Origin of the sequence: Stenotrophomonas sp. SrG (assembly GCF_050031795.1) — a bacterium.
In the GTDB taxonomy this organism is placed as follows: domain Bacteria; phylum Pseudomonadota; class Gammaproteobacteria; order Xanthomonadales; family Xanthomonadaceae; genus Stenotrophomonas; species Stenotrophomonas rhizophila_A.
The window spans coordinates 1-242 of sequence record NZ_JBNBBE010000929.1; the positions used below are offsets into that span (position 1 = coordinate 1).

Below are 242 nucleotides of genomic sequence, written 5' to 3' on the forward strand. Positions count from 1 at the left end.
CGGGTATGCCGCCGACGACCGCGACGCTACCGCCAAGGCAGTCACCGCCGGCCTGGCCCTGAGCATGCAGAGCGGCTTCTACGCCGAACACCTGCCGGGCCTGATCGACAGCGGCGAGGTGCCGCTGGCCACGCTGGACGAATCGGTGCGCCGCATCCTCAACCTGAAGGAAGCGATCGGCCTGTTCGACGAGCCCTACCGTTCGCTGGATCCGGTGCGCGAAGCCGATACCTCCTACATCG

At 67.8% G+C, this 242-nt stretch carries 1 pseudogene; it reads left to right on the plus strand.

Annotated elements, in window-relative coordinates:
* Positions 1-242 (plus strand): annotated as a pseudogene (locus ACQG3P_RS22210) (beta-glucosidase); the annotation flags it as partial.